Below are 21,779 nucleotides of genomic sequence, written 5' to 3' on the forward strand. Positions count from 1 at the left end.
ATGTCGAGACGACTTTGTACGGCGGGGCGTGTGGCAGCTGCTGCCGCGCTGGTGACGGGCGTTCTCGCCGGGACTCCGGGCGAGGCACTCGCTGCTGACACCGCCGCCACCGCGGGGTGCAAGATCGAGGTCGGGTCGGTGACCGCCGCTCGCGGTCACACGGACCGCGTGATCACCGCCGGCTCGCCGGCAACGGTGCAGGAGAAGCCGAGCTATCCCGACATCTACCCCGAGGGCCTGCCTCGGATGAGCAGTGCGATCACCAACGGACTCGTCCTCCCCAGTCCCGGCCGCATGTACTCCGGCCACGTGGTGATCGGCTCGGGCCTCTACAGCGGCTACTACATCGTCAAGGAGAACGGCGAGATCGACCCGGAGCAGCACCACAACTTCCGAGTCGGTGGCGGCTGGGGTGACGCGACCTTCCTCGAGTCGAGCTACCCGAACGATACCGATCCCTGGGCCTTGGTCAACCACTACTCGCTGCGCAGCAACGGCACGCTCACCCGGTGGGACTCCAAGGGCGGGTTCGGTTGGACCAACCCACAATCCGCAGGCGGGTTCGCGGCGGTGAAGACGATGGCGTTGCTCAGCCAGACGTCGACGTACGACACCTTCCTGGCGACCACGCGGGGCGGCGCCCTCTACACGATCCGGCTCCCCCTGACCTCGCCGATGAAGCCGATCGTCAAGAAGGTCCGCAGTTCGACCTGGCAAGGCTTCGAGGCGCTGGTGCTCACGAAGTGCGGCGCGTACGGATCGCTGCTGCTCGGCATCGACAAGGACACCGGATCCGGCTACCTGTACGCCGTTGGCCACGCCAACGGCACCTCGACGGTCATCCAGGGCCTCGGCAAGGTCCCGGCAACCTTCACTGACCCCGTCTACTTCCGCCACATCCTCGAGCCCGGCAAAGAACCGCAGCTCTTCGGCGAGTAGCCCCGATCGGGTCGGCCGCCCTCAGCACGCATGATGTCGCGTGCTGAGGGCACTGACGGAGAGATGAGTGGGCGCCGATTCGTCAGTGATCGTCAGGCGCAGCTGACCCTCGCGGTCGGCGCGCTGCTGGTGTCCGTGTCCTCGGTTCTCATCGACCTGGCCGGCGCGACCCCGGGCACCGCCAGTGTCTATCGATGTCTGCTGGCACTGCCACCGCTCATCGTCCTCGCCTGGTTCGAGAGGCGTCGCGGGGGACCGCTCCGCGGCCGCGACGTCTCGTTCGCCGCGCTGGCCGGCGCCTTCTTCGCGGGCGACATGCTCCTGTGGACGCAAGCGATCTTCGAGGTCGGTGCAGGCCTGTCGACGGTGCTCGTGAACGTACAAGTCGTCCTGGTTCCCCTGCTGGCGTGGGTCGCGGATCGCGAAGGCGTGACCGCTCGCTATCTGGCCTGGGTACCGGTCCTGCTGGCCGGAGTCGTTCTCACCTCAGGGGTCGCGGGAGGCGGCGCGTCCGGGACCGAACCGCTCGCAGGCACCGTTCATGCCACGCTGGCGGCCGTTTGCTACTCGGTCTTCCTGTTCCTCCTTCGGCGAGGCGGCCGGCAAGGCTCACCGATCCAGAACTACTCCGTGGTGATCGCCGCGGCGTGCGTGGTCGCCCTGGCCGCCGGATCGCTGTGGCACGGCGTCGACCTCGCTCCGGGATGGAAGGTCATCGGCTGGCTCACCGGTGTCGCGCTCGCCGGCACCGTACTCGGCTGGCTCCTCGTCGCCACGGCGTCACCGCATCTGCCCAGCCACGTCGGCGCCGTACTCCTGATGCTCACTCCGGTCGGCGCCCTCGCTCTGGGTGCGCTGATCCTCGGCGAGCGGCCGACTCCGCTCCAGCTGCTCGGCTGTGTCCTGATCCTCGCCGGCTCCTACTTCGCGACCCAGCGCATCCGGCTCAGATCGTGAGTTACGGCTCGTTGTCGGCGTGGTAGCGGACGAGGTCGGGGAGGAAGTTCTCCAGGTTGCCGATCTCCTCGATGTGGTGGCGGATCCACGGGCCGAGTTTGCGCTCCGGGAACGCCTTCGTCCGGGCGACCTTGTTGAGCAGGAGGTGGCCGTGGACGGTGTCGTCTCCGAGGACCAGGTGGGTGACGTAGCGGGTGTCGCCGCCGATCGCGTGGTACTCGTTCTCGAGGCGGACGAGGCTCGACCCGAGGACGCGTTTGGCGATCGTGGCCGAGCGGTCGTCGATCTCCTCGACACCGACGTGGATGTCGATGAGGGTGTCCAGATTCCGCCCGAGAGCCTCGGTGATGTGCAGCCGGGCGCCAGGGCTGACGCCGCCGTCGACACCTGGCGACTCGATCTCGTAGGAGATGTGGTCGAGCGGATGCCAGACGAGGTAGCGCGGCTGCCGGGTGCCGGCGTACATCATGGTGCCGGGCACGTGCCGGTACCACCAGGCCAGCATCTCCGGTGTGACACCGGCGAGCGGAGCGTGCTCGATGGTCACACGCACCTGGCCGTCAGCGGCCGTCCTCGAGACGCGGGCCGACGCCTGCGGCCGGAGCGGCCACAGGACAGGTCGCGGTGCGGGAAGCTCAGGCATACCGGACCTTGTGCCCGATGCCTCGCACTTCATTCGGCGCACTGACGAGGCCTGCGGGCAGGCACGAAACGGGCCGAACGTCAGGTCCGGGGCAGCTTGCGGGTGTCGATGAGTTGCTGGGCCACGTCGCGCAGTTTGGTGTTGGTGTCCTGGGAGTAGCGCTTGAGGATCGCGAACGCGCGGTCACCGTCGAGGCCGTACCGTTCCATCAGGATCCCCATCGCCTGGCCGACCAGCTTCCGCGCGTCGACCGCCTGCGCCATCGTCTGCTCGTGCCTGGCAGTGGCGACCGCGACCGATGCGTGTCTGGCGAGGATGTGGGCGATCGCCTCGTCGTCCGGACCGAAGGCGTCCGGCTCCGGGGAGTACAACCCGAGCACGCCGAACGACCGCGAACTGGCGGCGCCGACGGCCAAGGGCACATCCAGCACACTGCGGACCCCGAGACGAGCCACCTCCGCGGCCCACACCGGCCACCGGGCATCCACCGCGGTGTCGCGGACCAGCACCACCCTCTGGTGACGCAACGACTCGATCAACGGGCCGGTCCCGTCATCGATCTGCAGATTGAAGATCTCGGCGACGACGGGATCCGTCACGGCCGGGATCTCCGGCCGCCGGCCCCGGGTGTGGAGCGCCACCCCGGAATAGGTGCAGGCCAACGCCTGCAGAGCGAACTGCACGACCGCATCAACGGTTTCCTCGACACCACCGGCGCTGTGCAAGTCGACCGCCAGTCGCGCAAAGATGTCGGCCGTCTCGTCAACCATCTCGGCCAGCCGCAGCCGGCTTTCGGATGCCGGCTCGTGAGCGCCGAACTCCAGAGCGTCATTTTCGATCTCGCTCATGCTGTGTCAACGCCGCTAACGGCCATAGGTCCTCCTGGACAGCCCAAGTGAAGCATCCGGCTGCTGACTGCCCAACAGTCGCCAAGGCAGAGCTTGCCACCATCCCGAACTTCGCACCAGTCCCGATCGTGCCGGCGACTACAACGAAACGAGTACGACGGTGGCTGTCGCGCAGGCCAGGCCCAGGACCTGGGGACGTGTCAGACGTTCGCGAAGGACCGTGATGCCCAGAAGCACGGGTACGGCGGGGTACAGCGACGTCAGCACGACCGCCACGGACAGCGCCTGTTCGCGGCTCGCAAGAAGGAATGCCGCGATGGCCGACGTACCCAGAAGCCCCGAGGCAACGGTGAGTGCGGCGGTGCGGCGGTTCATCCGGAGGTGGACCGGCCGGGCCGCCAGCGGCGCGACCGTGAGCATGGCAACGAGCCGGTTCAGCGCCAGCGGCCACAGGCCGGCGCCGGCGTCGGCGCGCGCGAGAGCGACGTACTGCAACGCGAATCCTGCCCCGGACAGAAGCGCCCACCCGGCGCCGGTGGAATGCGCACCGCGGGTCCGGTGGCTGCCGGCCATCAGCCAGATCGCGGGTGCGGCGATCGCGAAGCCGCACCACGCGGTCCACCCGATCTGATCGTGCAGCAAGAACACGCCGATGATCACCGGCACGGCGACCCCGGCAACGTCGCTCAGCGGTACGACGAGACTCAGCCGGCCGATCCTCATAGCCTGGAAGAGGCACACTGCGCCCAGCCCGGTACCGATCCCTGACAGCGCTCCCCACCCGAGATCCGCGCCGGTGACATGGGGATGGGAGACGACGAGAGCGAGGGCCGTGACCAGCACGCATCCGACGAGCTGCCCCACGAACACCACGACCGGACTGCGCACTCGGCGGGCAGCCAGTCCAGCCGCGAAGTCCGACAATCCGAAGCACAGTGCCGACGCCAGCGCCAACGCGATACCCACCGGCTCGATCCTCCACTTCGGCGTGCGGCTTCGAATGGGGATCGGGTGCCCAACGAGTCGGTTTTCTACTCAGCAGAACCGTGATTGCGAAAGCCGGTCAAGGGGCACTGGCCCGGTATGGCTCGTACAACAGAGACGCGAGCGACGCGCACCGATCGGGCGCCGCAGTTGAGGTATGTACGGACGTTCGGTTGTGATGCGGACCGCTTGTGGAGGCTCATTACCAGGGCGGAGCATCTCAGTAGCTGGCTCGGGCCGACCGTACTGAGCGACACGCAGTACGGCGGGTTCATGGTCGCGACACAGGCGCGGGCCGAACAGACCGGGATCGTGACGGCCTGCGAACCTCCGCACTACTTCCGGGCAGCTTTCGACGATCCGCCGCACCCCACCAGCACCGTCTTGGTGGACGTCGTCCCAGGGCACGACGAAACGCACCTGATCCTGACCCACGGCGGCATCCGCCACAGCCTGCTGGCCCAGTTCGACACTCTGTGGATGGGTGCCCTCGACCGCCTCCGGCAGGTGGTGGAGGGAAGGGCCCCGGCTACCGCTCCCCGGTACCTCCCGAAGTCGGCGGGCGGAGCAGGCTAGCTCATCCCGCCCGGCCTCGGAAGCTGCTCGTCGGGGTCTTCGTCCGGCTGCGGCTCGGGGTCCGGGTACGGCGTGGTGTCCGGATCGGTGTCCGGGTCGGTCCGGCCCGGGAAGGACCGGTCCGGATCCGTCGGATCGGGCAGCGGCGGCACGGGCGGTACAGGTGTCGTACTCATGATGACCTCCGAACAGCGGAACGGGAATCGCCCTCCCGGTTCCCGTCTCACGCCCCGTCCATTCCCTGGACGTCAGGTTCGCTCATGCGATGATCGCGCTACGACCTCGAGGAGTTGTCTGGATGACTGGCGTGCGTGTGCTCTTTCTCGGCGGGACGGGAATCATCAGTTCGGCTTGCTCGTGGCAAGCAGTTGAGGCGGGGCTCGACCTCACGGTCGTCAACCGCGGCAAGACCTCGACTCGCCCGCTTCCTCCGGAGGCGCGAGTGCTCACCGCCGACGTCGACGACGCATCGGCCTTCGCCGAAGTGGCCGGCCAGGACTTCGATGTCGTGGTCGACTGGTTGGCGTTCACACCTGATCAGGTGCGCGCCCGGACCGACGCTCTGCGAGGACGGGTCGGCCAGTACGTCTTCATCAGTTCCGCATCGGCGTACCAGACACCACCGGCCCGGCTGCCGATCACCGAGTCGACGCCTTTGCGCAACCCGTTCTGGCAGTACTCACGCAACAAGATCGCCTGCGAAGACCTCCTCACCGCGCTGTACCGCGACGAGGGCTATCCGGTCACGATCGTGCGGCCCTCGCACACCTACGACCGGACCCTCGTCCCGTTCGACGGCGGCTGGACGATCGTCGAACGCATGCGCCGCGGTCAGCCCGTCGTGGTCCACGGCGACGGCAGCTCCCTGTGGACCCTGACCCACCACCGGGACTTCGCGCGCGGCCTGGTTCCGCTGCTCGGCCACCCCCGCACCCTCGGCGAGGCCTTCCAGATCACCTCCGACGACGTCCTCACCTGGGACCAGATCGCTCAGACGCTGGCCAGTGCGGCCGGCACGTCCGCGCAGATCGTCCACGTTCCGTCGGACGCCATCGCCGCGGCACATCCAGCGTGGGGCGCCGGTCTCCTCGGCGACAAGACCCACTCAGCCGTCTTCGACAACACCAAACTGCGCCGCGTCGTCCCGGACTTCGTCGCCACCATCCCGTTCGAATCCGGCGCCCGCGAGATCATCAGCTGGTACGACGAAGACCCGGCCCGCCGCCGCATCGACCCCAGCATCGACGAAGCCATGAACACCCTGATAACCCGCTACACAAGCTGACCGACCAACCTGGCGGACGGAATGTGAGAACAGGGAGGAACCCTCATGGCCCGGCAGATCATCACGACCGCGAACGCTCCGACTTCGCCGCTCTACAGCCAAGGGGTCAAAGCCGGACCTCACGTGATCGTCTCGGGCACCGCCGGCATCGACCCGAGCACCGGCAGCCTCGTCGAGAGCACCATCCAAGCTCAGACAAGGCAGGCACTGACGAACTGCGAGGCGATCCTTCGCGCCGCCGGCGCCACCCTGGACGACGTCGTCGAGGTCGGCGTGCTGCTCACAAACCCCACCGACTTCACCGGCCTGAACGAGGAATACGCGCGCTGGTTCCCGTCCGATCCGCCGACGCGATACGTCGCCAAACTCGGCGCCGACCTACCCGGCCTACTCGTCTCGATCCGAATGACAGCCTTCATCGGATAACCCCGTCCCGGTCGATGAACAGCAGCGACGACAGCTCCCCACGTGTCATCCTCGAGCCACGGCACGCCGGCTGACGGAGCACCCGAGCGAAAGGACGCCATGAACGCCATGCAGAAGTTCTCCCTCGAGGGCAAGGTGGCTCTGGTCACCGGTGGCAGCCGGGGGCTTGGACGGGCGATGGCCGAGGCGCTCGGTGACGCGGGGGCGGCGGTGGCGGTGACGGCGCGCACGCTCGCCGCGGCCGAAGCCGCCGCGGACGAACTGCGCGAGCTCGGAATTCGCGCGTACGGCGTCCAGCTCGAGGTGTCCGATGTGGAGGACGTCGAACGTGCGGTCGAGCAGGTCAGCACCGAGTTCGGCGAGATCGACGTGTTGCTCAACAACGCCGGCATCGGTGTCGCCGGCCGGGCCTTCGAGACGCCCGACGAAGCCTGGCACGAGGTGTTCTCCGTCAACGTCGACGGTGTCTGGTACTGCAGTCGTGCGGTCGGACGCCGGATGGCGCAGCGGGGCGGAGGCACGATCGTGAACGTCGGTTCGATGTCGGCCGAGATCGTCAACCAGCCCCGCTGGCAGGCGTCGTACCTGTCGTCCAAGGCCGCGGTCCATCAACTGACCAAGGCCTTGGCGGCCGAGTGGGCGCCGCACGGGATCCGCGTGAACGCGATGGCACCGGGGTACTTCCTCACGGAGATGTCGCCGGTCGACCAGCCGGAGTTCAAGCAGTGGTGTGTCGATCCCGCCGCCATGAAGCGCTACGGGTTGCCGCCGGAACTGGGGCCGGTGGCGATCTTCCTCGCGAGCGAGGCGTCCAGCTTCATGACCGGCTCTGTCGTCAAGGTCGACGGCGGCTTCACACTGTTCTGATGGTCACCATAGGCATTGTCGGCGCCGGGCTGCGCGGGAGGCTGTTCGCCGAGGCTCTCGAGGGACAGCCGGACGTCACCGTCGTCGGGCTCGCAGAGCCTTCGGCCAAGGTGGCCGAGGAGGCCAGGGCCGCCACGGGTCTACCTGTCACCGGGTCGCATCCCGAGTTGCTCGAGGCATTCGATCCGGACGCCGTGATCGTGGCGACACCCGACTTCGCCCACCGCCAGGTCGCCGTCGACCTGGCCGAAGCCGGTAAGCACCTGCTGATCGAGAAGCCGGTCGCCACCACCCTGGACGATGCCCGCGCCATTGCCGTCGCGGTCCACCGCGCGGGCGTTCGATGCCTCGTCGGGTTCGAGAACCGCTGGAACCCGCATGTCGTGCAAGCCAAGGCCGCGATGGGGAGCGTTGGTGAACCGATCACGGCATCAGCCACCCTGAGCAACTCCTTCTTCGTGCCGACCACGATGCTGTCGTGGGCTGCGCAGTCATCACCGGCGTGGTTCCTGATGCCCCACACCGTCGACCTTGTTCTGTGGCTTACGGGCCGGAGGCCCGCATCGGTCAGCGCGGTCGGATCTCGTGGTGTCCTGGCGAAGCGCGGCGTCGACACGTGGGACGTCGTCCATGCTTTGGTCACCTTCGACGACGGATCGACGGCGACGCTCTCATCGGCGTGGACGCTCCCGGACGCCGGTGACGGCATCGTCGACTTCCGGTTCCAGGTGATCGGCACCGAGGGGTCGGTGACCGCGGATCTGTCGCATCAGGGCCTCACCGTGGTGAGTGACAAGTATCGGTCGGCGTGGCCGGTCTCCGGCCGGATCGGGCGATCACAGGTCGGCCCTGCGGTGTGGATGGTGCAGGACTTCGCGGCCGGGCTCGTCGACGGTGGCGACCTCGGACCCGACATCGACCACGGCGTACTCGTCACCCAGATCATCTGCGCGATCGAGGACTCGATCACCACCGGCCAGACCGTGCACCTGACCGGCCCGGCTGACTAGGACGCCCTGGATAGACTTGATTTATATGATCTTCTGGGTGGGTGGGCCTGCTGGGGCGGGTAAGACGACGGTCAGTCGGTTGCTGGCGCGGAAGTACGGATTTGTCTGGTACAGCGTGGATGCGCATGCCTCCGATCATGAGGAGCGGGCGGCTGCGGCGGGGCTTCATGTGTTGGGGAGCGGGCCGGGGGACTTCGATCGTCGGCCGATGATTGTCGAGGACGTCCAGGCGTTGCCGGTGGGGACATCGGTTGTTGTCGAGGGCGCCTTTGTCACTCCCGCGATGGCTGGGGTTGCCGAGAACGCGGTGTGGCTGATGCCTTCCAAGGACGAACAGCTCGCACGGCTGGAAGGCAGGAATCCGGGCGGCGATCACAGCGGTCTGGTCTGGGGTTGGGAGCTGGTCCGAAGTCAGCTCGGAGGGACCGACGCGCGCGTCATCGTGGTCGATGGTCAGACAGTCGAGCAGACCCTGAAGGCAGTCGAGCAGAGATTCGGTGCTCTGCTCGCCTGAGCTGAGCGTTCCGAGGGAAGCGGAGCGTGATGTCCAGGCCGCCGGTCGGACGGGCCGTGATGGAGATGTCGCCGTCGTGGGCACCGTCGCCACGGACGAAAGGTTGGAGCAGTCGGTGCGCCTGCTCCGGGGTGACCACGGCTCCGCTGTTGCCGATGCGCAGTACCGCTTGACCGTTCTCCCGTCCGGTGGTGATGTCGATCCGGCCGCCTGGACGGTTGTAGGCGATCGCATTGTCGACCAGGTTGCCGACCATGCGTTCGATCGGCCCCCGAGACCTACGGCAGCAAGCCACCGTCGGCGACCGGCGGTCGTCCGCCCATCCTCGGCGGCGCCCCTGACACCCTGTACCGCTGCGGCCAGCGGTGAGACTACGTGCGGCGAGGGATCACGTCTGCTCCCCAGCGTTCTGAACTGTGGACAGCACGCTAGACATCATATGTTTCACCTGTCAATGTGAACGAGAGCCGCCACGAAGCCACTCAGACGCGGTGAAAGATACGATCTGGAGGTAGTGCGATGAAGTTCGCCCGCTTGGGTCCTCTCGGCGCGGAAGCGCCGGTCGTCGTCACCGAGGACGGCGTCCGCAGCCTCGCCGGACTCACCGCGGATCTCGACGCCGGGTTCTGGGAGTCGGACGGGCCGGCCCGCGTCGCGGCCGCACTGGCCGCCGATGAACTGCCGCTCCTCGAGAACGCCGGCGACCTGCGGATCGGTGCACCGATCGCCCGGCCGGGCGCGATCGTCTGCATCGGCATGAACTACGCCGCGCACGCCGCCGAGTCGGGCGCCGAGCCGCCGACGTCGCCGGTCATCTTCTTCAAGGCGCCGAACACGTTGGCCGGCCCGAACGACCCCGTCACGATCCCCAAGGGCAGCACGAAAACGGACTGGGAGGTCGAGCTCGGAGTAGTGATCGGCAAGCGCGCGTCGTACCTCGACTCCCCCGCGGACAGCCTGGAGCATGTGGCCGGTTTCGTGGTGGCCAACGATCTGTCCGAGCGTGCCTTCCAGATCGAGCAGTCCGGCGGCCAGTGGAGCAAGGGCAAGATCGCGGCCGGCTTCAGCCCGGTCGGTCCCTGGCTGGTCACCCCCGACGAGATCGAGCACCAGAAGCTCAGTCTGCGCAGCTTCGTCAACGGCGAGCCGCGGCAGGACTCCAGCACCGCTGACCAGATCTTCGACGTCGCGACGGTCATCCACCACCTGAGCCAGTACATGGTGCTCGACCCGGGCGATCTGATCATGACGGGAACGCCGGAGGGCGTGGCGCTGTCGGGCCGGTTCCCGTACCTGCGGCCCGGCGACGTCGTCGAGGTCGAGATCGACGGTCTGGGCCGGCAGCGCCAGGAGTACGTGGCGTTCGAGGCCGCCGAATGAGCCTCGAGTTCGACGGCCTGGTCGCGATCGTCACCGGAGGCGGGTCGGGTATCGGCGCGGCCGTCGCCCGCGAACTCACCACACGAGGTGCACGCGTCGCGGCATTCGACCTCGAACCCGCCGATGTCCCGCAGGGCGTGCTCGGTATCAAGGCCGACGTGACGGATGACGCGAGTGTGCGTACGGCGGTTCAGCAGGTCGCCGACACGTTCGGGCGGATCGACGTGGTGGTCAACAACGCGGGCATCGGCGCCCAGGGCACGATCGAGGACAACCCGGACGACCAGTGGCACCGGGTCTTCGACGTCAACGTGATGGGCGCGGTCCGGGTCAGCCGGGCCGCTCTCGCGTACCTGCGTCAGTCGCCGGCCGCCGCGATCGTCAACGTCGCCTCGGTCGCCGCGACCACCGGCATCCCCCAGCGAGCGCTCTACTCCACAACGAAAGGCGCGGTGCAGTCGCTGACGCTGGCGATGGCCGCCGACCATCTCCGCGAAGGTATCCGGGTCAACTGCGTGAACCCCGGTACGGCGGCAACTCCCTGGGTGCAGCGCCTCCTCGACGCGGCGCCCGATCCCGTCGCCGAGCGGGCCGCCCTCGACGCCCGTCAGCCGCACGGGCGACTGGTGTCCGCCGAGGAGGTCGCGCTCGCCGTCGTCTACCTGGCCGGACCTTCCTCCGGCTCGACGGCGGGTACTGCGCTCGCTGTCGACGGCGGCATGGCTACGCTGCGCCTACGCCCGAAGGACTGAGAAGGGAGCGGGATGGCGCTGACCGATGTCGCGATCGAGAAGATCAAGACGATGATTCTCGACGGCCGCCTCAAGCCGGGCGACAAGCTGCCCCGCGAGGCGGATCTCGCCGACCAGCTCGGCATCTCGCGGAGCCCGTTGCGCGAGGCGGTCAGTGTGCTGTCGATGCTGCGGATCCTTGACGTACGACGGGGCGACGGGACCTATGTCACGAGCCTGACGCCGGACCTGCTCCTGGAGACGATGAGCTTCATCATCGACTTCCATCAGGACTCGGGCATCCTCGACCTGTTCGAGGTACGCCGTGCTCTCGAGCCGATGGCCGCCGAGAAGGCCGCGCTCCTGATGAGCGCCGACGACGTGGCCGAGCTGCTCGCGCTGACCGAGGCTGTCGACATCGACAGCCCGGTCGGCGACATGGTCGCGAACGACCTCGAGTTCCACCACCGAATCGCGACGGCAGCAGGCAATCCGGTGCTGTGCTCGCTGGTCGACAGCGTCGCCGGACGCACTCACCAAGCCCGGACCTGGCGAGCGGTCACCCAGGAGGACGCCTTCGAGCAGACGAAGCGCGAGCATCGCGCGATCGCCCTCGCGATCGGCGACCGGCAGCCCAGCGTCGCCGCCGCGTTGTCGCTGTCGCACGTCGCCGGCATCGAGAACTGGATCCGCCGCAACCTGACCCCAGCCCCTACGACCGCGTGAACCGAGACCGGCGTCGGTGGTCAGTACGACGATCGGCACCGAGGTCTTGCCGGACCCGACCGCCCCGTTGACATCACCGATCGGTCTGCCCCAGTCGGGCACCGTGGTGAGGGTACGCATCTGGGTCACTCGGTGTGTACCTCGATGGCTAGGCAGTGTGCGACGTTGACCGGTCGTGTTTCGGGGAGCCGGACCACCAGGATGCCGTGGGCCTGCTCGAAGGGGACGGGGCCGTGGCCGAGCAGGCGGACCGCGGCGACGGACTCGTGCCCTGCGAGGCTGCGGATCACCGCGCGTCCATCGGTCGGCCACGCCATCTGGAATGCGTAGACGGTGTCGTCTCGGCGGGTGAAACGGAAGTCGGAGCTCGTCCAGTTCACGCGGTCTTCGGTGAACCCGTCGATGACCACGCTCGCCGGCCCCTCGCCGAACACCCGGAACGGTCTGGTGCCGTAGATACCTTCGCCGCAGGTCTGGGTCCAGGAACCGAGGTCGTCGAGCAGTTGCGAACACTCGAGGTCGACGGTGCCGTCGGGCTGTTGCGGCACGTTCAGCAGGAGGTTGCCGTTCTTCGAGACGATGTCGACCAGCATCTCGATCACGTGGCCGGCGGTCTTGTACACGTCGCGGACGTTGTAGAACCAGTCGCCGACCGAGGTATCGGTCTGCCACGGCAACGGATGGATGGCCGGGGTCTGACTGCGCTCGATGTCCATCACACCGACGGCACTCACCTCGGGCCGGCGATCCTTCTGCTGATAGACGGCACGGTTCGTCCCATGGAGTCGCACGCTCGTGTTGTACAACCGGGAGACCGCCTCGAGACCAGGCGTGTAACCGACCTCGCCGAACGGCAGGGGCCCGTCGGAGTACAGCAGGTCGGGCTGGTACCGGTCGATCATCTCGGTCACCGCGTCGAGCCAGTAGCGGTGCCACTGCGGGTCGTTGCAGTACCAGGGATCCGGGACCTCGACGTCCGAGAGATACCGGCTGTTGTCGAGGTAGAAATCGCGGTTGGCCGGATCTGTTCCGTCGTACGGGACGCCGGCGAACGGACCGTGCTTGTCGCTGCCCTTGTTGACCGCCATCCAACTGAAGGCGGCGCCGAGGTGCTCGGTGATCCCGAACGGGATTCCGCGCTCGTCGGCGGCCGCCTTCCACAGTCCGACGATGTCCTTGCCCGGCCCGACCTTCACCGAGTTCCAGTGATTGAGGCTGGATTCGTAGTTGAAGAAGTTGTCGTGGTGCACGGCCTGCGCGACGAAGTACCGCGCGCCGGCCGCGACGAACCGCTCCATCAGGCCGTCCGGATCGAACCGCTCCGCCTTCCACTGCCGTACGACGTCCTTGTAGCCGGCCGTCGACGGGTGCCCGTAGGTGCGGAGGTGGTAGCGGTACTGATCGGTGTCCTGGCGATACATGTGCCGCGCGTACCAGTCGCCGTACCGCGGCACCGACTGCGGCCCCCAGTGCGACCAGATGCCGAACTTCGCGTCCCGGAACCAGTCCGGGCACTCGAACGTGGTCAGGGACTCGAACGACGGCTCGAAGGGGCCGACAGCCACGGTTTGACTCCTCATCAGTGCTGGGGACCGGCCGGCCTTCCGGCCGGTCCCGAGGGGTGGGCTACTTGTTGGGGACCTTGTCGTACGCCGTTTGCTGGATCTCCAGGTACCGCTTCAGGCCGAGGCCGTCGAGACCCTTGACGTAGCTGTCCCAGTCGGTGTCGATGTTCTTCGAACCGGTCACGAACTGGAGCGCGTTCTGTTGAATGTAGTTCTCGATGTTGGTCTGCAGCGTCGCGACCTCGTTGGCCAGCGTCGGATCGATCCACACCTTCCAGAACGGGTAGATCTGGGCCTTGTCCTCGTGACCGGCGTACAGCTTGGTGGCATCGAACAGCTTGCGTTCGTACCCCGCCTGCGAGTGGGTGTCGGTGTCGATGACCTCGGAGTTGCGGTACTTCGCGGTGTTGTTGTACTGCGCCAGCGGACCCCAGCCGCTGTTCCGCGGTTTCGACCCGGGCTTCAGGGGAATCTGCTTGAAGCTCGGCTTCAGCGACTTGTCGAGCGCCACATCGCCGGGACCGGGCTTGGTCCAGGCCTTGCCCTCCATGCCGAACTGTCCGTTGTTCTGTCCCTCATCGGTGAAGATGTAGTCGAGCATCTTGATCGCCTGGATCTGCTTCTCCGGTGTGGCCTTCGACGTCAGGACGAACGTGGCGCCGGGAATGCTCGGGAAGACGTAGCTGGCGTAATTCGCGCCACTCGGACCGGTCAGCGGCGGTACCGCGTCGTACTGCTGGTCCCGCCCGTCCGCCGAACCGACGGTGACGAAGATGCCCGAATGCATGACGGTGCCCGCGCCGAGGATGACCGAGCCGCCGTGGTTGCCCTGCTGCTGCATCGCGTCCGGGTTCTGCGTGAAGGCACCTTTGTCGATCAGGCCTTCTTTGTAGAGCGAGTTGATGTACCGCAGGCCTTCGCGCCAGCCGTCCTTGTTCGCCTGGACGTCGACCTTGCCGTTGTTGAGAACCAGTGTGGCGTTGTTGCCGCCGCTGTTGTTCTGCCCTTGCGGGTCGTAGATGAAGGCGTTCATGAAGTACGGGATGAGGTTGTCGCGGACGTTCGCGCTGAGCGCGATCTCGTCGGCCTTGCCGTTGCCGTTCGGGTCCTGGGTCTTGAACGCCTGGAGCACCTTCCGCAGGTCCTCGGTGGTCTTCGGCTGCTCGAGGCCCAGCTTCTTCAGCCACGCCGAGTTCATCCACAGCTTGTCCGGGTACGAACAGTGGAAGCAGTCGACCCACTGCGGCATCCCGTAGATCTTGCCGTCCGGCGCGGTCGCCATCGCCTTCCACTCGGGCGTGGAGTCCAGCGCCTTCTTGATGTTCGGCGCGTACTGGTCGATCAGCTGGTTCAGCGGTACGACGACACCCTGGTTGCCGAGCTTGAGCAGCTCCGCCGTGGTGAACTGGTCGACCCAGGGGATCAGCAGGTACAGATCGGGGTAGTCGCCGCTGGCCAGCGAGATCTGCCGTTTCTCCTTCGACGGACCGCCGTCGAACGTCGTGGTCTGCCACTTGATGGTGACGTTGAACTTCTGCTTCATCAGCTTGGTGAAGTCGTTCGTGGCCAGGTTCGTGTCGGCCGACTGCGGCGCGAAGACGTTCAGCGTGACGTCGGGATTTCCGGTGATCGTCGGCAACGGCTTGTTCGCCGAGTCGTCGTCCGATTTGCTGCCGGAGCAGGCCACGAGGGCGAGTGCCAGGAGGCTGGTGCCGACGATCGCGGCACGCCTCCGCGTACTGAGTTTCACAGACATTACGTCCCTCACAGGGGTTGGGGTGATACGGAGGTGGTACCGGGATCAGCCCTTGACGGCGCCGATCAGGATTCCCTTGGTGAAATAGCGGGCGACGAACGGGTAGATGAGCAGCACCGGCACGCTGGCGACGACGATCAGCGAGTACTTGAGCAGATCGGCGAGTTCCTGGCGCTGGATCACGATGGAGGCGTCGACCGCCCCGCCTCCGGTGGTGTTCAGGATCAGGATGTTGCGCAGCACGAGTTGCAGCGGGAACAGGTCCGGGTTCTTCAGGTAGATCAGGGCGTCGAAGTACGAGTTCCACTGCATGATCGCGTACATCAGCGCGATCACCGCGATCATTGGCTTGGCCAACGGGATCACCACCGACCACAGGAACCTGAGGTCACCGCAGCCGTCCAGCTGGGAGGCCTCGACCAGTTCCTCGGGGATCGCCGTACGGAAATAGGTGCGGGCGATGATGACCTGCCAGACACCGATCGCCTGCGGGATGATCAGCGCCCACCGGGTGTCCAGCAGGCCGGCCGACTGCACCACCAGGTACGTCGGGATGAGCCCGCCGGTGAACAGCATCGTGAACAGGATCAGCGTCATCACGACATTGCGGCCGACGAGCGTACGGCGCGACAGCGGGTACGCGATCGCGACCGTCATGGTGACGCTGACGATCGTGCCGACCACCGTGTAGAACAACGAGTTCAGGTACCCCTGGACGATCTGCGGATTCTCGAACACCGCGTGATACCCGCGCAGCGAGAAGTCCACCGGCCAGAACAGCACCCGCCCCGACGACACCGCCGCGGGACTGCTGAACGAGCTGGCCACGATGTAGAGCAGCGGCAGCAGCACCACCAGGAAGAACACTGCCAGCAGCAGGTACACGCAGAACAAGAAGATGCGGTCCGTGCGCGGCTCGTGGATCCGGCGTGCGCGTGCCGCCTGACGCTCGCCCCTCTTGCTCGGCACCGTTCTGGCTTCAGTCTGGACGCTCATGACCACAATCCGTTCCCGGTGATCCGTTTGGCGATCGTGTTGACCATCAGCAGCAGGACCAGGTTGATCACCGAGTTGAACAGCCCCACCGCGGTCGCCCCGCTGAAGTCGGCGTTCAGCAGACCGGTCTTGTAGACGTACGTCGCGATGATCTCCGACTCGCTCAGGTTGAGCGGGTTCTGCAGCAGGAACGCCTTCTCGAACCCGATCGCCATGATGTTGCCGACGGCAAGAACGAGGATGATCACCGCGGTCGGCATGATGCCCGGCAGGTCCACGTGCCGGATCCGCTGCAACCGCGTGGCGCCGTCGATCTTGGCCGACTCGTGCAGCGCCGGGTCGATGCCGGACAGCGCGGCCAGGTAGATCACCGCGGAGTACCCGGTGGTCTGCCACACGTCCGACCACACGTAGATGTGGCGGAAGTAGTCGGGGTTCCCGAGGAAGTCCACGGACGGTACGCCGAAGAACCCGATCGCGTCGTTGACGAGGCCGAGCCGCGGTGACAGCACCAGGATCGTCATCGACACGACCACCACCGTCGAGATGAAGTACGGCGCGTACGTCACCAGCTGAACGGTCCGCTTGAACAGGCCGGTGCGGATCTCGTTCAGCGCCAGGGCGAGGATGATCGCGATCGGGAAGCTGGCCGCGACCGTGTAGACCGAGAGCAGGAAGGTGTTCTTCACCAGGGTCCAGAACACCGGGTTGTGGAAGAACAGTTCGAAGTTCTGCCAACCCACCCAGGGACTTCCCCAGATGCCCTTGATCACGTTGAAGCTCTTGAACGCCAGGACCGCGTTCGACATCGGGATGTACTTGAAGACGGCGAACCAGATCAGCGGCACGACCATCAACAGGTACATCGTCCAGTGCCGCCGCAGGCTGCGCCGGAACCCCTTGATTCCCGGGCGCTCCCGTCGGCGTCGCCTCTTCGGCCGGTTCGGCAGCTCACCCGCGGGCGGCCGGACAGTTGTCAGCGTTGCCATGGAACCTCCTCGTCCAGGTGGGCGATCATGTCGAGCTCACCCGGTGACCGATTCCGGCGGTCAACCGGACCGGTACCCGCACGTCGCCACGGCAGACGACCCGCTCCTGGTCCCGGTCGGCGGTCAGGACGGCCTCGACGCGCTGCGGCGTCCACGCGATGTCGACGACGACTCCGCCGCGGGCTCTGAGGCCGGTCACTCGGCCGCTGCTCCACGCGGCCGGAAGGGCCGGCAACAACTCGATGTGACCGGTGTGGCTCTGCAGGAGCATCTCGGCGATCCCCGCCGTCGCACCGAAGTTGCCGTCGATCTGGAACGGCGGGTGGGCACAGAACAGGTTCGGGTAGACCCCCGCGCCGCTTCCGGGACGCCCACTGGCGGTGTCGTCCGCCGGCCGGAGGAACGCCCGGACCAGGCGGTGCGCGGCGGCCGCATCACGCAGACGCGCGCGCAGGCAGATCTTCCAGGCGAGCGACCATCCGGTCGCCTCGTCCCCGCGCAGGTCCAGGGATCGCGCGGCCGCCGCGGCGAGGATCGGCGTACCGTCAGGCGTGATCGCGTCACCCGGATACAGGCCGATCAGATGGGACATGTGCCGGTGGTGCGGATCTTCCTCCGGCAGGTCCGCGGCCCACTCCTGCAGCTGCCCTTGCGCGCCGATGGATGGTTCCGGCAGGCGTTTGCGGGCCGTCGACAGCTCTTCGACGATCGGGTCCACGACGTCCAGCAGACGAGCCGCCCGCTCCACCCGGTCGAACAAGTCCGAGATCAGGGCGAGGTCCATCGTCGACGACACGGTGACCGACGCTGGTTGCCCGTCGGCTGCGAGATAGTCGTTCTCCGGTGACGTCGAAGGCGCCGTACCGAGACTGCCGTCGGGCAGCTCGACGAGCCAGTCGAGGCAGAACTCCGCCGCTCCGCGCAATGCCTGCCAGGACCGACCGAGAAACTCCAGATCACCCGTGAACTCGTAGCGGTCCCACAGATGACGGACCAACCAGGCACCTGCCATCGGCCAGTTCGACCACCGCGGATCGCCCTCGACCGGGAAGGTCCAGGCCCACGCGTCCGCGTTGTGATGCGCGGTCCAGCCTCCGCATCCGTAACGCTCACGGGCGGTGCTGCGTCCGGCCAGGGCGAGGTTATCGATAAACCGCAGCAGCGGCTCGTGGCACTCGGACAGGTTGGCGGTCTCCGCCGGCCAATAGTTCATCTCGGTGTTGATGTTCACCGTGAAGTTCGAACTCCACGGCGGGCGCAGGATCTCGTTCCAGATCCCCTGCAGGTTCGTCGGCAGCCCGCCCGGCCGCGAGCTCGCGATCATCAGGTAGCGGCCGTAGTTGAAGACCAGCGCGGCCAGCGCGGGATCGTCGGTGCCTCTCGCCACCCGCTGGTCGGTCGGCAGCACGGACTCCTGCGCGAGCCCGGTCAGTTCCAGCGACGAACGACGGAACAGTCGCCGGTGATCTCGCTGATGATCGTCGAGCAGTACGGCGTAGTCGCGGTCGAGCGCCGCGAGCACGGTCTGGTCGGCGGCGGCCCAGCACTCGTCAGCCGTCCGGGTCGGAGTCGTCGACGGTCCGTCGTACCCCGTCGCGGTGGAGAGGACGAGGATGATCTCGGTCGCATCGTCGACGACGAGTTCGGACGCGGTCGACCTGAGCCGGCCGTCACTCGTGGCCCGCAGCGCGATCGCGGCGGCCATCCCGCGATCCGCGCCGTCGGAGTATCGGATGGGCTGCGGCACGTCTCGATGCGGTGGAGCGACATCGGCCGGCGCCTGGAGGAACAGGCCCAGCCCGCCCTGCACCGCCCGAGGTCGCGACTGCAACTTCGACGTCAATCGGCACGTGAGCGCCAACTGCGGCTCAGAAGCTGTCAACCGTACGACGAGTACGCCGTCGGGCGCGCTGACGAACGCCTCCTGCCGAATGCTCACGCTGCCGGCGTCGTACTGCGTGATTGCCACCGCGGCGTCGAGATCGAGCGTCCGGCTGTACTGCGTGAGGTTGCCCGTGACCGGCGTGGAGCCGCCGACGCGGACGTCGAGCAATAGATCACCGAGCGGGAGGTACGCCTGCGAGTAGCCGGAATGAAAACCACCGGCCAATTCGTGCGCGCGGCGGATGTCGCCTGCCCACAACGCTTCGCGCACCGCATCTACGGCGTCCGCTCCGGTCGCTCCGAGCGGAGTCGACAGCAGACGCGCGGTCTCCGGGCCTCCCGACCACAGCGTCTCGTCGTTCAGTCCGATGCGATCGCTTCCGGCACCGCCGAAACACATCGCGCCGATCCGGCCGTTACCGAGCGGCAACGCCTCCAGCCAGGTCGCCGCCGGCCGGTCGTAGAACAGCGTGTGGACGCTGGACCGGTCTGAGCTCACCAGGTCGCTCATCGAACAGCCTTCCATCGAGAAGACGAGGATTAATCCCATGAATTTCCCGGATCGTAGCGCCGACGCTCCGCGTGGTCCATACTGAACGCCATCAAAGATGGAGAAAAGTCCCATCTATTTGACCAGTGAGGGTCGCCATGCCACGCATCACCTCGGTGGAGGTTGTCGATGTCCGCTTCCCGACGTCGCTCACCCGCGACGGGTCGGACGCGATGAACAAGGACGGTGACTATTCGGCGGCGTACGTCGTTCTGCACACCGACGACCCGTCGTTGTCCGGGTACGGCTTCACGTTCACGATCGGGCGCGGCAACGACCTCTGCGCCGCCGCGGCGGTACAGCGCGCCGAGCCGTTGGCGGGGCGTGACGTCGACGTCCTCTGCGACGACCTCGGTGCGGTCTACCGGGAGCTCCAGTCGGACTCCCAGCTGCGATGGCTGGGACCGGACAAGGGTGTGGTCCACCTTGCGCTGGCCGCGGTGATGAACGCTCTGTGGGACCTGGCCGCCCGCCGGGCCGGCGTACCGCTGTGGCGGCTGCTGTCCGGAATGTCACCCGAAGAGCTCGTCCGGGCGGCCGACCTGCGGTACTTGACCGACGTACTGACGCCGGAGCAGGCCATCGCACTGCTTTCCCGGCAAGAACCGGGCCGGAAGCAACGGATCGAGGAGCTGGAGGCGTCCGGCTATCCCTGCTACACCACGTCGGCCGGCTGGCTCGGGTACTCCGATGCCAAGCTCCGCAGGCTCTGCGAGGAAGCCGTTGCCGCCGGCTACAAACACGTCAAGCTCAAGGTCGGCGCCAACCTCGAGGACGACATCCGGCGCTGCCGCATCGCCCGGGAGGTGATCGGTCCGGACGGAAACCTGATGATCGACGCGAACCAGGTCTGGGACGTGCCCGAGGCGATCGAGTGGGTGAAGGCGCTGGCCGAGTTCGAGCCGCTCTGGATCGAGGAGCCGACCAGTCCGGACGACATCCTCGGCCACGCGGCGATCCGCAAGGCAGTGGCTCCGATCGGGGTCGCCTCCGGAGAGCACGGCATGAACCGGGTGCTGTTCAAGCAGATGTTCCAGGCCGGTGCGCTCGATTACTGCCAGCTCGACGCGGCCCGCCTCGGCAGCGTCAACGAAGTACTCGCGGTCTACCTGCTCGCTGCCTGGTTCGACGTGCCGGTCTGCCCGCACGCCGGCGGCGTGGGCCTGTGCGAACTCGTCCAGCACCTCGCGATCTTCGACTACGTGGCCGTTTCCGGCAGTCTCGATCGCCGCGTCACCGAGTACGTCGACCACCTGCACGAACACTTCGTGGATCCGTGCCTCGTCCGCAACGGGGCGTACGTACTGCCGGACGCGCCCGGTTACAGTGCCGAGATGCACAGGGAGTCGCTCGAGACCTACAGATTTCCGGATGGCAACTACTGGGCGTCACACGCGGCCGGGGGCAGCCATGAGCCAGAGTAAGTCCACTCTGCAGCCCCGCGTCGCCGGTCCGTCACAGACCGATGTGGTGGTCCAGAGCATCCGGCAGATGATCATCGACGGCAGGCTGCGGCCGGGTGATCGGCTGCCGATCGAGAAAGACCTCGCCGCGGCGCTCGGCGTCTCCAGGAATCCGCTGCGCGAAGGCGTTCGGGCGCTGTCGATCATGGGCGTCCTCGAGACCCGGCAGGGCGACGGCACCTACGTCACCAAGCTCGATCCGTCCATGCTGCTCGCCCCGATGGGCTTCGTCGTGGACCTGCACCACGGCACCGGCACCCAGCATCTGCATGTCGTACGGCGCATCCTGGAGACGGAGGCCGCCGCGCTCGCGGCACACGACATCGCCATCGACAAACTCGAGACCGCGGGGGAGTTGCTGCGCCGCAACGAGGCCGAGCTCGCGCTGCCGGATCCTGATCACGAGACCCTCATCGAGAACGACATCGCGTTCCATCGCATCATCGCGGAGGCGGCCGGCAACCCGGTGCTGACCGCACTCATCGACGCCCTCGGCGGTCGCACGATGCGGGACCGGCTGACCCGATCCATCGCCGAGCCCGGCGCCGACGAGACCGCGCACCGCGAGCACCTCTTGATCCTCGCCGCCCTCAGCAGCCACGACCCCGATCGCGCGCGGACGCGGATGGCCGCACACCTGTTCACCGTCGAGGACTATCTCCTCGAGCACCGCCCGACGAGGATCTGAGG

The 21,779-nt window shown here is 67.0% G+C and carries 23 protein-coding genes; 13 read left to right on the plus strand and 10 right to left on the minus strand.

Annotation, left to right across the window (positions count from 1 at the left end; genetic code table 11):
- Positions 1-939: a hypothetical protein gene (locus EV647_RS09160; protein WP_238175235.1), complete on the plus strand. Its 939-nt coding sequence runs from the start codon at positions 1-3 to the stop codon at positions 937-939.
- A 63-nt stretch (positions 940-1,002) separates the two neighbouring features.
- Positions 1,003-1,896, plus strand: coding sequence for a DMT family transporter (locus EV647_RS09165; protein WP_134000933.1), 894 nt, complete (start codon positions 1,003-1,005; stop codon positions 1,894-1,896).
- Between the two features lies 1 nt (position 1,897).
- Here the strand turns inward: EV647_RS09165 and EV647_RS09170 are convergent, their stop codons facing one another.
- The 3 genes from EV647_RS09170 to EV647_RS09180 all read right to left on the minus strand — a co-directional run bounded on the left by EV647_RS09170 (position 1,898) and on the right by EV647_RS09180 (position 4,353).
- A complete protein-coding gene (locus tag EV647_RS09170) occupies positions 1,898-2,539 on the minus strand; it encodes a hypothetical protein (protein WP_134000935.1) in 642 nt (213 codons plus the stop codon).
- Between the two features lie 80 nt (positions 2,540-2,619).
- Positions 2,620-3,309, minus strand: coding sequence for a GAF and ANTAR domain-containing protein (locus EV647_RS09175; protein WP_134001905.1), 690 nt, complete (start codon positions 3,307-3,309; stop codon positions 2,620-2,622).
- Between the two features lie 216 nt (positions 3,310-3,525).
- Positions 3,526-4,353: a GRP family sugar transporter gene (locus EV647_RS09180; protein WP_134000937.1), complete on the minus strand. Its 828-nt coding sequence runs from the start codon at positions 4,351-4,353 to the stop codon at positions 3,526-3,528.
- Between the two features lie 207 nt (positions 4,354-4,560).
- Between EV647_RS09180 and EV647_RS09185 the strand changes: the two genes are divergently transcribed.
- Entirely contained in the window at positions 4,561-4,947 is a 387-nt protein-coding gene (locus tag EV647_RS09185; RefSeq protein ID WP_166679835.1) for an SRPBCC domain-containing protein, read from the plus strand.
- Here the strand turns inward: EV647_RS09185 and EV647_RS09190 are convergent.
- Positions 4,944-5,123 carry a hypothetical protein gene (locus tag EV647_RS09190; protein WP_134000941.1) on the minus strand — a complete coding sequence of 60 codons (180 nt, stop codon included), beginning with the start codon at positions 5,121-5,123 and terminating at the stop codon, positions 4,944-4,946. The genes EV647_RS09185 and EV647_RS09190 overlap by 4 nt on opposite strands.
- A gap of 122 nt (positions 5,124-5,245) precedes the next feature.
- Between EV647_RS09190 and EV647_RS09195 the strand changes: the two genes are divergently transcribed.
- The 5 genes from EV647_RS09195 (at position 5,246) to EV647_RS09215 (ending at position 9,049) form a co-directional block, all read left to right on the plus strand.
- Complete coding sequence (locus EV647_RS09195; RefSeq protein WP_134000943.1) at positions 5,246-6,232, plus strand: NAD-dependent epimerase/dehydratase family protein; 987 nt, start codon at positions 5,246-5,248, stop codon at positions 6,230-6,232.
- A gap of 45 nt (positions 6,233-6,277) precedes the next feature.
- The gene (locus EV647_RS09200) at positions 6,278-6,658 is read left to right on the plus strand and encodes a RidA family protein (RefSeq protein WP_134000945.1); all 381 of its coding nucleotides are present in this window, start codon (positions 6,278-6,280) and stop codon (positions 6,656-6,658) included.
- A 99-nt stretch (positions 6,659-6,757) separates the two neighbouring features.
- Positions 6,758-7,525 (plus strand): SDR family NAD(P)-dependent oxidoreductase, encoded by a 768-nt coding sequence (locus tag EV647_RS09205; protein WP_134000947.1) that lies wholly within the window; start codon positions 6,758-6,760, stop codon positions 7,523-7,525.
- Positions 7,525-8,535 carry a Gfo/Idh/MocA family protein gene (locus EV647_RS09210; RefSeq protein ID WP_134000949.1) on the plus strand — a complete coding sequence of 337 codons (1,011 nt, stop codon included), beginning with the start codon at positions 7,525-7,527 and terminating at the stop codon, positions 8,533-8,535. The genes EV647_RS09205 and EV647_RS09210 overlap by 1 nt, the downstream gene beginning before the upstream one ends.
- A 79-nt stretch (positions 8,536-8,614) precedes the next feature.
- The gene (locus EV647_RS09215) at positions 8,615-9,049 is read left to right on the plus strand and encodes a hypothetical protein (RefSeq protein WP_134000951.1); all 435 of its coding nucleotides are present in this window, start codon (positions 8,615-8,617) and stop codon (positions 9,047-9,049) included.
- Here EV647_RS09215 and EV647_RS43650 read toward each other — a convergent pair.
- Complete coding sequence (locus tag EV647_RS43650) at positions 8,973-9,305, minus strand: ATP-binding protein (RefSeq protein ID WP_134000953.1); 333 nt, start codon at positions 9,303-9,305, stop codon at positions 8,973-8,975. The genes EV647_RS09215 and EV647_RS43650 overlap by 77 nt on opposite strands.
- Positions 9,306-9,568: 263 nt before the next feature.
- Here EV647_RS43650 and EV647_RS09225 point away from each other — a divergent pair, with 263 nt between their 5' ends.
- Genes EV647_RS09225 through EV647_RS09235 form a run of 3 tightly spaced genes read left to right on the plus strand, consistent with a single transcriptional unit; the run spans position 9,569 to position 11,886 of the window.
- Positions 9,569-10,429 carry a fumarylacetoacetate hydrolase family protein gene (locus EV647_RS09225; RefSeq protein WP_134000955.1) on the plus strand — a complete coding sequence of 287 codons (861 nt, stop codon included), beginning with the start codon at positions 9,569-9,571 and terminating at the stop codon, positions 10,427-10,429.
- Positions 10,426-11,181, plus strand: a complete 756-nt coding sequence (locus EV647_RS09230; protein WP_134000957.1) for an SDR family NAD(P)-dependent oxidoreductase — start codon at positions 10,426-10,428, stop codon at positions 11,179-11,181. Before EV647_RS09225 ends, EV647_RS09230 begins: the two co-directional genes overlap by 4 nt.
- A gap of 12 nt (positions 11,182-11,193) precedes the next feature.
- The gene (locus tag EV647_RS09235) at positions 11,194-11,886 is read left to right on the plus strand and encodes a FadR/GntR family transcriptional regulator (protein WP_134000959.1); all 693 of its coding nucleotides are present in this window, start codon (positions 11,194-11,196) and stop codon (positions 11,884-11,886) included.
- A gap of 125 nt (positions 11,887-12,011) precedes the next feature.
- On the opposite strand, the gene EV647_RS09240 is transcribed toward EV647_RS09235, so the two are convergent.
- The 5 genes from EV647_RS09240 to EV647_RS09260 all read right to left on the minus strand — a co-directional run bounded on the left by EV647_RS09240 (position 12,012) and on the right by EV647_RS09260 (position 19,587).
- A complete protein-coding gene (locus EV647_RS09240; protein ID WP_202876084.1) occupies positions 12,012-13,451 on the minus strand; it encodes an alpha-L-fucosidase in 1,440 nt (479 codons plus the stop codon).
- 61 nt (positions 13,452-13,512) lie between these two features.
- Positions 13,513-15,201, minus strand: coding sequence for an ABC transporter substrate-binding protein (locus EV647_RS09245; RefSeq protein ID WP_238177112.1), 1,689 nt, complete (start codon positions 15,199-15,201; stop codon positions 13,513-13,515).
- Positions 15,202-15,252: 51 nt separating this feature from the next.
- Positions 15,253-16,203, minus strand: coding sequence for a carbohydrate ABC transporter permease (locus EV647_RS09250; protein ID WP_134000965.1), 951 nt, complete (start codon positions 16,201-16,203; stop codon positions 15,253-15,255).
- Positions 16,200-17,192, minus strand: coding sequence for a sugar ABC transporter permease (locus EV647_RS09255; RefSeq protein WP_134000967.1), 993 nt, complete (start codon positions 17,190-17,192; stop codon positions 16,200-16,202). The genes EV647_RS09250 and EV647_RS09255 overlap by 4 nt, the downstream gene beginning before the upstream one ends.
- Before the next feature lie 25 nt (positions 17,193-17,217).
- A complete protein-coding gene (locus EV647_RS09260; protein ID WP_166680258.1) occupies positions 17,218-19,587 on the minus strand; it encodes a glycoside hydrolase N-terminal domain-containing protein in 2,370 nt (789 codons plus the stop codon).
- Positions 19,588-19,724: 137 nt separating this feature from the next.
- On the opposite strand from EV647_RS09260, the gene EV647_RS09265 reads away from it, so the two are divergent.
- Positions 19,725-21,050, plus strand: a complete 1,326-nt coding sequence (locus tag EV647_RS09265) for an L-fuconate dehydratase (RefSeq protein ID WP_134000971.1) — start codon at positions 19,725-19,727, stop codon at positions 21,048-21,050.
- A complete protein-coding gene (locus EV647_RS09270) occupies positions 21,037-21,777 on the plus strand; it encodes a FadR/GntR family transcriptional regulator (RefSeq protein WP_134000973.1) in 741 nt (246 codons plus the stop codon). Before EV647_RS09265 ends, EV647_RS09270 begins: the two co-directional genes overlap by 14 nt.
- The last annotated feature ends 2 nt before the right edge of the window (positions 21,778-21,779 follow it).

Origin of the sequence: Kribbella sp. VKM Ac-2566 (assembly GCF_004366005.1) — a bacterium.
Lineage (GTDB): Bacteria > Actinomycetota > Actinomycetes > Propionibacteriales > Kribbellaceae > Kribbella > Kribbella pratensis.

What these genes read in the sequence shown, in the direction of transcription:
- EV647_RS09170 (WP_134000935.1), bottom strand. Translation starts at nt 2,539, where the DNA reads ATGCCTGAGCTTCCCGCACCGCGACCTGTCCTGTGGCCGCTCCGGCCG.
- EV647_RS09200 (WP_134000945.1), top strand. Translation starts at nt 6,278, where the DNA reads ATGGCCCGGCAGATCATCACGACCGCGAACGCTCCGACTTCGCCGCTC.
- EV647_RS09175 (WP_134001905.1), bottom strand. Translation starts at nt 3,309, where the DNA reads ATGGTTGACGAGACGGCCGACATCTTTGCGCGACTGGCGGTCGACTTG.
- EV647_RS09235 (WP_134000959.1), top strand. Translation starts at nt 11,194, where the DNA reads ATGGCGCTGACCGATGTCGCGATCGAGAAGATCAAGACGATGATTCTC.
- EV647_RS09230 (WP_134000957.1), top strand. Translation starts at nt 10,426, where the DNA reads ATGAGCCTCGAGTTCGACGGCCTGGTCGCGATCGTCACCGGAGGCGGG.
- EV647_RS09260 (WP_166680258.1), bottom strand. Translation starts at nt 19,587, where the DNA reads ATGAGCGACCTGGTGAGCTCAGACCGGTCCAGCGTCCACACGCTGTTC.
- EV647_RS09190 (WP_134000941.1), bottom strand. Translation starts at nt 5,123, where the DNA reads ATGAGTACGACACCTGTACCGCCCGTGCCGCCGCTGCCCGATCCGACG.
- EV647_RS09255 (WP_134000967.1), bottom strand. Translation starts at nt 17,192, where the DNA reads ATGGCAACGCTGACAACTGTCCGGCCGCCCGCGGGTGAGCTGCCGAAC.
- EV647_RS09225 (WP_134000955.1), top strand. Translation starts at nt 9,569, where the DNA reads ATGAAGTTCGCCCGCTTGGGTCCTCTCGGCGCGGAAGCGCCGGTCGTC.
- EV647_RS09205 (WP_134000947.1), top strand. Translation starts at nt 6,758, where the DNA reads ATGAACGCCATGCAGAAGTTCTCCCTCGAGGGCAAGGTGGCTCTGGTC.
- EV647_RS09270 (WP_134000973.1), top strand. Translation starts at nt 21,037, where the DNA reads ATGAGCCAGAGTAAGTCCACTCTGCAGCCCCGCGTCGCCGGTCCGTCA.
- EV647_RS09160 (WP_238175235.1), top strand. Translation starts at nt 1, where the DNA reads ATGTCGAGACGACTTTGTACGGCGGGGCGTGTGGCAGCTGCTGCCGCG.
- EV647_RS09195 (WP_134000943.1), top strand. Translation starts at nt 5,246, where the DNA reads ATGACTGGCGTGCGTGTGCTCTTTCTCGGCGGGACGGGAATCATCAGT.
- EV647_RS43650 (WP_134000953.1), bottom strand. Translation starts at nt 9,305, where the DNA reads ATGGTCGGCAACCTGGTCGACAATGCGATCGCCTACAACCGTCCAGGC.
- EV647_RS09250 (WP_134000965.1), bottom strand. Translation starts at nt 16,203, where the DNA reads ATGAGCGTCCAGACTGAAGCCAGAACGGTGCCGAGCAAGAGGGGCGAG.
- EV647_RS09265 (WP_134000971.1), top strand. Translation starts at nt 19,725, where the DNA reads ATGCCACGCATCACCTCGGTGGAGGTTGTCGATGTCCGCTTCCCGACG.
- EV647_RS09210 (WP_134000949.1), top strand. Translation starts at nt 7,525, where the DNA reads ATGGTCACCATAGGCATTGTCGGCGCCGGGCTGCGCGGGAGGCTGTTC.
- EV647_RS09165 (WP_134000933.1), top strand. Translation starts at nt 1,003, where the DNA reads ATGAGTGGGCGCCGATTCGTCAGTGATCGTCAGGCGCAGCTGACCCTC.